This is a genomic window from Mycobacterium sp., assembly GCF_035653355.1.
GTDB lineage: Bacteria > Actinomycetota > Actinomycetes > Mycobacteriales > Mycobacteriaceae > Mycobacterium.
The window spans coordinates 1-8781 of the sequence record NZ_DASRBZ010000464.1; the positions used below are offsets into that span (position 1 = coordinate 1).

The 8781-nt window shown below is 65.9% G+C and carries 10 protein-coding genes; 5 read left to right on the forward strand and 5 right to left on the reverse strand.

Annotated elements, in window-relative coordinates; translation table 11 throughout:
* Positions 1-656, reverse strand: a 656-nt coding sequence (locus VFA16_RS15985; protein WP_324968761.1) for an AMP-binding protein, incomplete at its 3' end; no start/stop codon positions are given.
* A gap of 100 nt (positions 657-756) precedes the next feature.
* On the opposite strand from VFA16_RS15985, the gene ipdE1 reads away from it, so the two are divergent.
* Genes ipdE1 through fadA6 form a run of 4 tightly spaced genes read left to right on the forward strand, consistent with a single transcriptional unit; the run spans position 757 to position 4427 of the window.
* On the forward strand, positions 757-1902 hold the full coding sequence (gene ipdE1, locus VFA16_RS15990) for an acyl-CoA dehydrogenase IpdE1 (protein ID WP_324968762.1): 1146 nt from the start codon (positions 757-759) through the stop codon (positions 1900-1902).
* Positions 1899-2687, forward strand: coding sequence for a (5R,7aS)-5-hydroxy-7a-methyl-1-oxo-2,3,5,6,7,7a-hexahydro-1H-indene-carboxyl-CoA reductase (ipdF, locus tag VFA16_RS15995; RefSeq protein WP_324968763.1), 789 nt, complete (start codon positions 1899-1901; stop codon positions 2685-2687). Before ipdE1 ends, ipdF begins: the two co-directional genes overlap by 4 nt.
* A complete protein-coding gene (kstR2, locus tag VFA16_RS16000) occupies positions 2684-3268 on the forward strand; it encodes a TetR family transcriptional regulator KstR2 (RefSeq protein ID WP_324968764.1) in 585 nt (194 codons plus the stop codon). Before ipdF ends, kstR2 begins: the two co-directional genes overlap by 4 nt.
* 1 nt (position 3269) lies before the next feature.
* A complete protein-coding gene (fadA6, locus tag VFA16_RS16005) occupies positions 3270-4427 on the forward strand; it encodes a steroid 3-ketoacyl-CoA thiolase FadA6 (RefSeq protein WP_324968765.1) in 1158 nt (385 codons plus the stop codon).
* A 77-nt stretch (positions 4428-4504) separates the two neighbouring features.
* Here the strand turns inward: fadA6 and ipdC are convergent, their stop codons facing one another.
* Genes ipdC through echA20 form a run of 4 tightly spaced genes read right to left on the reverse strand, consistent with a single transcriptional unit; the run spans position 4505 to position 7987 of the window.
* Positions 4505-5563, reverse strand: coding sequence for a (3aS,4S,5R,7aS)-5-hydroxy-7a-methyl-1-oxo-octahydro-1H-indene-4-carboxyl-CoA dehydrogenase (gene ipdC / locus VFA16_RS16010; RefSeq protein WP_324968766.1), 1059 nt, complete (start codon positions 5561-5563; stop codon positions 4505-4507).
* Positions 5560-6303, reverse strand: coding sequence for a cholesterol ring-cleaving hydrolase subunit IpdB (ipdB, locus tag VFA16_RS16015; protein ID WP_324968767.1), 744 nt, complete (start codon positions 6301-6303; stop codon positions 5560-5562). The genes ipdC and ipdB overlap by 4 nt, the downstream gene beginning before the upstream one ends.
* Positions 6300-7178: a cholesterol ring-cleaving hydrolase subunit IpdA gene (gene ipdA / locus VFA16_RS16020; RefSeq protein WP_324968768.1), complete on the reverse strand. Its 879-nt coding sequence runs from the start codon at positions 7176-7178 to the stop codon at positions 6300-6302. Before ipdA ends, ipdB begins: the two co-directional genes overlap by 4 nt.
* A gap of 47 nt (positions 7179-7225) precedes the next feature.
* On the reverse strand, positions 7226-7987 hold the full coding sequence (echA20, locus tag VFA16_RS16025) for a (7aS)-7a-methyl-1,5-dioxo-2,3,5,6,7,7a-hexahydro-1H-indene-carboxyl-CoA hydrolase (RefSeq protein ID WP_324968769.1): 762 nt from the start codon (positions 7985-7987) through the stop codon (positions 7226-7228).
* 54 nt (positions 7988-8041) lie between these two features.
* Here echA20 and VFA16_RS16030 point away from each other — a divergent pair.
* Positions 8042-8781, forward strand: a 740-nt coding sequence (locus VFA16_RS16030; protein ID WP_324968770.1) for an SDR family oxidoreductase, incomplete at its 3' end; no start/stop codon positions are given.

Genomic DNA, 8781 nt, shown 5'->3' on the forward strand with positions numbered 1-8781 from the left:
AAGAACGGGTTGATGCACAGGTAGCGGTCGTCGCTGGTGATCTTGCCGCAGGCCGCCCACGCCGCGGATCCGGCCAGCGACTGCCGGTGTGCGCACAGCACGCCTTTGCTGCGCCCAGTGGTGCCTGAGGTGAACAGGATGTCGGAGACGTCGTCGGGGCGCACCGCCGCCGCACGGGCGTCGGCGGCCTCGAGGTCGACGCCGCCTGCGATGAACTCGTCCCAGGTGCCGTCATTCCGGTCCACCGGCACCCGCACGATGTGACGCAAATCCGGCAGCGCGGCACGATCGAGCGCAGCGAGCTTGTCGGCGCCGAGGAACTCGCCCATGCCGATCAGCAGCGGGGCCCCCGTGCGCGCCAGGATGTCGGCAGCCTCAGCGGGGGTGTAGCGGGTGTTGATCGGCACCACGGTCGCACCGGCGTAGTGCGTGGCCAGGCCGGCGACCACCCAGTGCCAGGTATTCGGTGACCAGATCGCCACCCGGTGACCGGCTCGAACGCCGAGGCCGATCATCGCCGCCGCGGCCCGGCGCACTTCCTCGCGTAGCTGCCCGAAGGTGAGCGCGCGATCGGGTATGACCAGCGCTGGATGGTCGGCGAGTTCGCGCGCGATGCGATCCAATACCGCAGGAATTGTCTGCGGATCGCTCGACATCGACGCTCCTCTGGATTTTTCTACTCGGCACGTGTCCGCTGCGGCCGGCGAAATCCACGCTGACTAACAAAGCAAGTGCTTGGTAGGTTAGCCTACAGGGATGCAGGACGTCGAGGAGTTCCGGGCTGAGGTCCGCGAGTGGCTCGCCGAGAACCTGGTCGGCGAATTCGCCAAGCTCAAAGGACTCGGCGGGCCCGGTCGCGAGCACGAGGCGTTCGAGGAGCGGCGGGCCTGGAACCAGCATCTGGCGAAAGCGGGCCTGACTTGTCTGGGCTGGCCGGTCGAGCACGGCGGTCGCGGTCTTTCGGTGGCGCACCGGGTCGCGTTTTATGAGGAGTACGCGATCGCGGACGCCCCCGCGAAGGTCAACCATTTCGGCGAAGAACTGCTGGGTCCCACGCTGATCGCCTACGGCACGCCCGAGCAGCAGCAGCGGTTCCTGCCGAAGATTCTCGACGTGACGGAGCTGTGGTGTCAGGGCTATTCGGAGCCCGGCGCGGGCAGCGACCTGGCCAACGTGTCCACCACCGCAGTGCTCGACGGTGACCAGTGGGTGATCAACGGGCAGAAGGTGTGGACGTCGCTGGCGCACTGGGCGCAGTGGTGTTTCGTGTTGGCGCGCACCGATAAGGGCTCCAAGCGCCACGCCGGGCTGTCTTATCTCCTGGTTCCGCTCGACCAGCCGGGGGTGCAGATCCGCCCGATCGTTCAGCTGACCGGCGACTCGGAGTTCAACGAGGTGTTCTTCGACGACGCCCGCACCGACGCCGACCTGGTGGTCGGTGCACCTGGCGACGGGTGGCGGGTCGCGATGGCAACGCTGACGTTTGAGCGCGGCGTTTCGACACTCGGCCAACAGATTGTCTACGCGCGCGAGCTGAACGGCGTCGTGGAACTCGCCAAACGCACCGGCGCTGCTGACGATCCGCTGATTCGGGAACGCCTGACCCACTCCTGGGCGGGCCTGCGAGCGATGCGCTCCTATGCCTTGGCCACCATGGATGTCGAGCAGCCAGGACAGGACAACGTGTCGAAGTTGTTGTGGGCCAACTGGCATCGCGAACTCGGCGAGATCGCGATGGAGGTGCGCGGCAAGGCCGGCATGGTTCTCGAGGATGACTTCGACGAGTGGCAGCGGCTCTACCTGTTCACCCGGGCCGACACCATCTACGGCGGCTCCAACGAGATTCAGCGCAACATCATCGCCGAGCGGGTGCTCGGCCTGCCCCGAGAGGTCAAAGGATGACGCTTGCCGCCCCGCCGAAAGAAGTTGCCGGGCATGGGCTTTTGACCGGTAAGGTCGTCGTAGTCACTGCGGCGGCCGGCACCGGTATCGGATCGGCTACCGCACGGCGCGCGCTGATGGAGGGTGCCGATGTCGTCGTCTCCGATCACCACGAACGACGCCTCGGTGAGACGGCCCTGGAGCTTTCGGCGCTGGGACTGGGCCGCGTCGAGCATGTGCTGTGCGACGTCACCTCCAGCGTGCAGGTCGACGCCCTGATCGCCTCGACCACTGCGCGGATGGGCCGCATGGATGTGCTCGTCAACAACGCCGGTCTCGGCGGGCAGACCCCCGTGGTCGACATGACCGACGAGGAATGGGACCGGGTCTTGGACGTCACGCTGACGTCGGTGTTCCGGGCTACTCGGGCAGCGCTGCGCTATTTCCGTCAAGCCGACCACGGCGGGGTGGTCGTCAACAACGCCAGCGTGCTGGGCTGGCGGGCCCAGCACTCGCAAGCGCACTATGCGGCGGCCAAAGCCGGGGTGATGGCGTTGACCCGGTGCAGCGCAATCGAAGCCGTCGAATACGGGGTGCGGATCAACGCGGTGTCGCCAAGCATCGCCCGGCACAAGTTCCTGGACAAGACCTCCTCGCCGGAGCTGCTGGACCGGTTGTCGGCCCAGGAGGCGTTCGGCCGCGCCGCCGAACCGTGGGAGGTGGCGGCCACTATCGCGTTTTTAGCCAGCGACTACTCCAGTTACTTGACTGGAGAAGTGATTTCGGTATCGAGCCAGCATCCATGAATCGGCGCGACGAACTGCTGGAGCTGGCGGCGGCGATGTTCGCCGAACGCGGTTTGCGCGCGACCACGGTGCGCGACATCGCCGACGGCGCCGGAATCCTGTCGGGCAGCCTCTATCACCATTTCTCCTCCAAAGAAGAGATGGTCGACGAAGTGCTGCGCGGCTTTTTGGACTGGCTGTTCAGCCGTTACCAGGAGATCATCGACACGAAGCCCAACCCGCTGGAGCGGCTGAAGGGGCTGTTCATGGCGTCGTTCGACGCGATCGAGCACCGGCACGCCCAGGTCGTCATCTACCAGGACGAGGCCAAGCGGCTGTCGTCGCATCCGCGGTTCTCCTACATCGAGGACCTCAATAAGAAGCAGCGCCAAATGTGGGTCGACGTGCTGCACCAAGGAATCGAGGAGGGATATTTCCGGCCCGACCTCGACGTCGACCTGGTCTACCGCTTCATCCGTGACACAACCTGGGTGTCGGTGCGCTGGTATCAGCCCGGTGGGCCGCTCACCGCCGAACAGGTCGGCCAGCAGTATCTCGCGATCGTCTTAGGCGGAATCACCGCGAATAGAGAAGGAGTTTGACATGGCTGAAGTTTCCCAGGCTTACGTCGTCGATGCCGTGCGTACCGCGGTCGGCAAGCGCAATGGGTCACTGGCCGGTGTACACCCAATCGACTTGGGAGCAGCGGCTTTTCACGGCCTGTTCGACCGCGTCGACGTCGACCCCGCCGCGATCGACGACGTGATCGTCGGCTGCGTGGACGCCATCGGCGGGCAGGCCGGCAACATCGGCCGACAGGCGTGGCTGGCGGCGGGCTACCCCGAAGAGGTTCCCGGCGTCACCGTCGACCGCCAATGCGGCTCCAGCCAGCAGGCCATTTCCTTTGGGGCGCAAGCCATTATGTCCAGGACTGCGGATTTGATCTTGGCCGGCGGCATCCAGAACATGAGCCAAATCCCGATCGCCGCGGCGATGGAAGTTGGCAAGCAGTTCGGCTTCACCGCACCCACCGCGGAGTCCAAGGGCTGGCAGCACCGCTACGGCGACGAGGAGATATCGCAATTCCGCGGCGCGGAACTGATCGCCGAGCGGTGGAATCTGTCGCGTGAGGAAATGGAGCGCTACGCGCTGTCCAGCCACCAGCGGGCGCTGTCGGCAATACGCGCCGGGCACTTCGACAACGAGGTCGTCGCGGTAGGTGACTTCCGCATCGACGAAGGCCCGCGGGAGACGTCGCTGGAGAAGATGGCCGCGCTGGCGCCGCTGCGTGAGGGCGGCCGGCTGACCGCGGCGCTGGCCAGCCAGATCTCCGACGGCGCCAGCGCCGTGCTGTTGGCCTCCGAGCAGGCGGTCAAAGACCACACGCTCACGCCGCGGGCGCGCATCCACCACATCAGCGCGCGCGGTGCCGATCCGGTGTTCATGCTGACCGGTCCGATTCCGGCCACCCGCTATGCCTTGGAGAAGGCGGGGCTGTCGATCGACGACATCGACGTCGTCGAGATCAACGAGGCGTTCGCGCCCGTCGTGATGGCCTGGCTCAAGGAGATCAAGGCCGACCCGGAAAAAGTCAACCCCAACGGCGGCGCGATCGCGCTGGGTCATCCGCTGGGCGCCACCGGGGCAAAGCTGTTCACCACGATGCTCAACGAGCTGGAGCGCACCGGCGGCCGCTACGGGCTGCAGACGATGTGCGAGGGCGGCGGGACGGCCAACGTCACCATCATCGAACGGCTGTAAGCCGCATTTGCCGCGAGCGGGCGTGTCTGTACGCCGACACGCCGGAATTGCCGTACAAGTGTGCCCGCTCGCGGTGGCTACTCCACTAGCGCGGACGCCGCCTGCAGCTGTTTGATCGCGTCGCTCACGATCGTCTGGATCAACTCCGCGCACGACGGCAGATCCTCCAGGATGCCTGCCACCTGCCCGGAGGCCAGCACGCCGGCTTCGGTATTGCCCTCAACCAGCCCGGCTTTCAACAGCATTGGCGTGTTGGCCGCCATCACGACTTGCGACCAAGTCATCTCCTTGCCGTGGCGCATCGCCAGCCCGTCGCGGATCATCGACAGCCACGTCATGCCCGACATCTTCTTAAACTTGCCGGCATTGCGAACGGCGGCGGTGAAGCCCCTTGCCCGCGAACCGCCCTCCAACTTCTCGACCAGCTCGGTTCGCAGCACGCGGTGCGGCATGCCGTCGACACGGGTGGTGACCACGGTGCCGTCCAGCCCCGCTTCCAGATACCGGCGTTTGACAGCGTCGGGCACCGTCGAGTCCGACGTGAGTAGAAACCGGGTGCCCATCGCCACGCCGGCCGCACCGTAACACAACGCTGCTGCCAGCCCGCGACCGTCGAAGAAGCCGCCCGCGGCAATCACCGGGATATCGACGGCGTCCAGCACCGACGGCAGCAGAAGGGTGGTCGCGACCGGACCGGTATGCCCGCCGCCCTCGCCGCCCTGCACGATCACCGCGTCGGCACCCCAGGAGGCCACCTTGCGGGCATGCTTGGCCGCACCTACCGACGGGATCACCGCAACGCCAGCCTCTTTCAGCCGGGCGATCAGCTCCTGACGAGGCGCCAGGGCGAACGACGCCACCTTCACGCCTTCGCGGATCATCAGCTCGACCCGGTCGCCGGCGTCGGCGGCGTCGGCGCGAATGTTGACGCCGAACGGCTTGTCGGTGGCGGCTTTGACCTTGCTGATCGCGGTGGCTAACTCGTCAAGGGTCATCGTGGCCGACGCCAAGATCCCCAGGCCGCCCCCGTTGGCGGTGGCCGACACCAGCCGAGCACCGGCTACCCAACCCATCCCGGTTTGCACCACGGGGTGCTCGACGCCGACCAGCTGGGTTAGCGGTGTGCGCAGCCTCATGATCTGACCTCTTTATCGCGCAATGACTTCGGGTCGAGGACTTCGCGGATCAGGCGCAACTCGTCGTCGGAGGGCGGCCTGGTTTCGTCGGCCTCGTCGAGCCCGTACACCTCGAACGACGAGGCTTCACGGACGTCGTCGGGACGGACGCCCGGATGCAAGCTCAGCGCCCGCATCCGATGATCCGGACCGCCGAAGTCGAATACGCCCAAGTTCGACACCACGCGATAGACGTTGACGAACCGGAATGCGGGATTGTCCGGATCGATCTTGTCGTAGCCGATGCCGGACACCACGTCGACGGCCTCACAGAACACCCGCGGCGAATGGTTGCCCACCCAGTAGCTGGTGGCGTGATTGATGGTGTTGCCGGGCGCGCCGCGCACACCGAACATCTGCCGCTTCGGCTGCTGCAATGGCCCGAACGCCGAGATGTTCTGATTGCCGTAGCGGTCAACCTGGTTGGCGCCCATCACCACATGCCGCCGCCCCCACGCCAGTGTCTCGAATACACGGCCAAATGGCATCCAACCCTCGATCGCGCCGGAAGCCCCTAAGGCCGGTGTGTCGGCCAGCAGCTGCGCCTCCCCGTCGGTCAGCAAGATGTCGGGCGAGAAAGTGAGTCGAGCCAACCGGGCTCCAATTGACGCGACGGTCGTCATCGGGCTGATCAGGATCTCGCCGGCGTCGCGAAACAGCTCGGCGCACGCCATGACACAGACTTCTGCTCGACTGATCATGAGGATGCTCCAAACCGGCGTACCGCCGCTTGATAGTCGGATTCGCTGCCAGACAAGTACGTCGCCACGAACTCCCGCCAACTTTCCTCACTCGCGGCAGCTTCTACATAATGCCGCTGAAACTTTTCGTCGCGGCCGTAATCCGGCGCTGCTGTGGTGAAGTGGGCACCACCCGGCGCCTCGACGACGCCGTCGACCATCATCCGGTTCACCAGCAGTGCCTGCGGCGGCACCGACTTGACCAGCTCCTCGGTTGTCACCACGCGCTCCACCGACATAAAGCGTTTCTCCGCGGCCATCAGATACAGGTCGTCGAAGTACGGGTCGATGCCGGTGTAGGCCGCATTACCTTGGGCGTCACCGAGATCGAGGTGCACGAACGCGGCGTCCAACCGCAATGCCGGCATCGCGATCAACGACTCGTACCCACCGCCCGGCGCGGGATAGGGCGAGCGCACTGTCGCCAGCTCGCCATCCCAGAAGTCGACGACCGAGCTGCCCAGCCCGGCGCGAATCGGCAGGAACGGCAGCCGCTGTGCAGCCGCCTGCAGCCCGCAGCGCAGCATGCCCTCGTCCATCTCGCGGGCTTCGATCGAACCGCTGGTGCGGGCTTTGGCGAACCACGGGTCGTAGAACGGCGGCGAATCCAGCGAAACGAAGCCGTAGTAGACGCGGCGCACCTTGCCGGCCGAACACAGCAGCCCGATGTCGGGGCCCCCGTAGGTAACCACGGTCAAGTCGGTCACGTCGGTGCGCAAGATGGCCCGCACGAACGCCATCGGCTTGCGCCGGGAACCCCAGCCGCCGATCCCGATGGTCATCCCGCTGCGCAATTCAGCCACAGCGTCGTCGATAGTAGTCCGCTTGTCCGGCATTATGCGCCGCTCCTCCTCATCGCTTTGCTCTGCATCGTTGTCGGCGGCTATGACTTCTTGTCCGCCTTAGCCGTGCCGGCAAACGCGTCGCGGTGCTCATCGGACACCCCGGCGAGGTTGAGTTCGAACGTAAAGCCTTGCTCCATGCGGTAACTGGAGTTGACCCGCTGCACGTCGATGAAGTTCAAGGCCTCTTTGGCGGCCCGGATAACGCGGGTGTCCTTGGCGGCAATATCGCGGGCCACCCGTAACGCGGCCTCATCCAACTGCTCTCGAGGCACCACCTCGTGCACTGAACCGAAGTGGTGCAAGGTCGCGGCGTCGACGGTGGCCGCGGTGAAGAACAGCCGGCGCATCATGTGCTGCGGCACCAGCCGCGACAGGTGGGTCGCCGCGCCCAACGCGCCCCGCTCTACCTCCGGCAGCCCGAACGTCGCGTCGTCGGAGGCCACAATGACATCGGAGTTTCCGACCAGCCCGATGCCCCCGCCGACACAGAATCCGTTCACGGCGGCAACCACCGGCACCGCGCATTCGTAGACCGCTTTGAACGCCGCAAAGCAGCCGCGGTTGGCGTCGATCAGTGCGGTGAATCCCTCGGTGCGCTGCATCTCCTTGATGTCGACCCCGGCGTTGAAGCCGCGGCCCTCGGCCCGCAGGATCACCACGTGGGTGTCCGGCTCGCGGCCGGCGGCCGTCACAGCGTCGGCGAGTTCGAACCAGCCGCGCGACGGAATGGCGTTGACCGGAGGAAAGTCGACGGTGACCGCGACGATCCCCGGCTCGGTGGCGGTGGACGTGATCGGCATTGCACTTCCTGGGGTCGGCTACCTGAGCAAGCACTTGCTTGGTACGCTAGCACAGTGACCGGCGCCGAACGAGACCCCGCGATCAACTTTGGGCTGGCGGGGCGGGTAGTGCTGGTGACCGGCGGCGTCCGGGGGGTGGGCGCCGGAATCAGCGCGGTCTTCGCTCAACAGGGTGCGATGGTGGTAACGTGCGCGCGCCGCGCGGTCGAGGGCTCGCCCTACGAGTTTCACAGCTGCGACATCCGCGACGACGACGCCGTCAAAGCGATGATCGACGCGATCGTCGACCGGCACGGCCGGCTGGATGTCGTGGTCAACAACGCCGGAGGCTCGCCGTACGTGCTGACCGCCGATTCCAGCTCGAAATTCAACCGCAAGATCATCGAGCTGAATCTCCTTGGCGCGTTGTTCGTTTCACAGCACTCCAACGACAAGATGCAAGACCAACTGCACGGCGGCTCGATCATCAACATCAGCAGTGTCAGTGGCCGAAGGCCGACGCCGGGCACCGCCGCGTACGGAGCTGCCAAGGCGGGCATGGAAAGCCTTACGCAGACGCTGGCGGTGGAATGGGCGCCGAAGGTCAGGGTGAATGCCCTCGTGGTCGGCATGGTCAAGACCGAACAGGCCGATCTGTTCTACGGCGACGCCGAATCGATCGCCGCGATTTCGAAGAACGTGCCGCTCGGCCGGCTGGCTAGACCCGAGGACATCGGTTGGGCTGCAGCGTTTCTGGCGTCGGATGCGGCGGCCTACATCAGCGGTGCCACGTTGGAGGTGCACGGGGGCGGGGA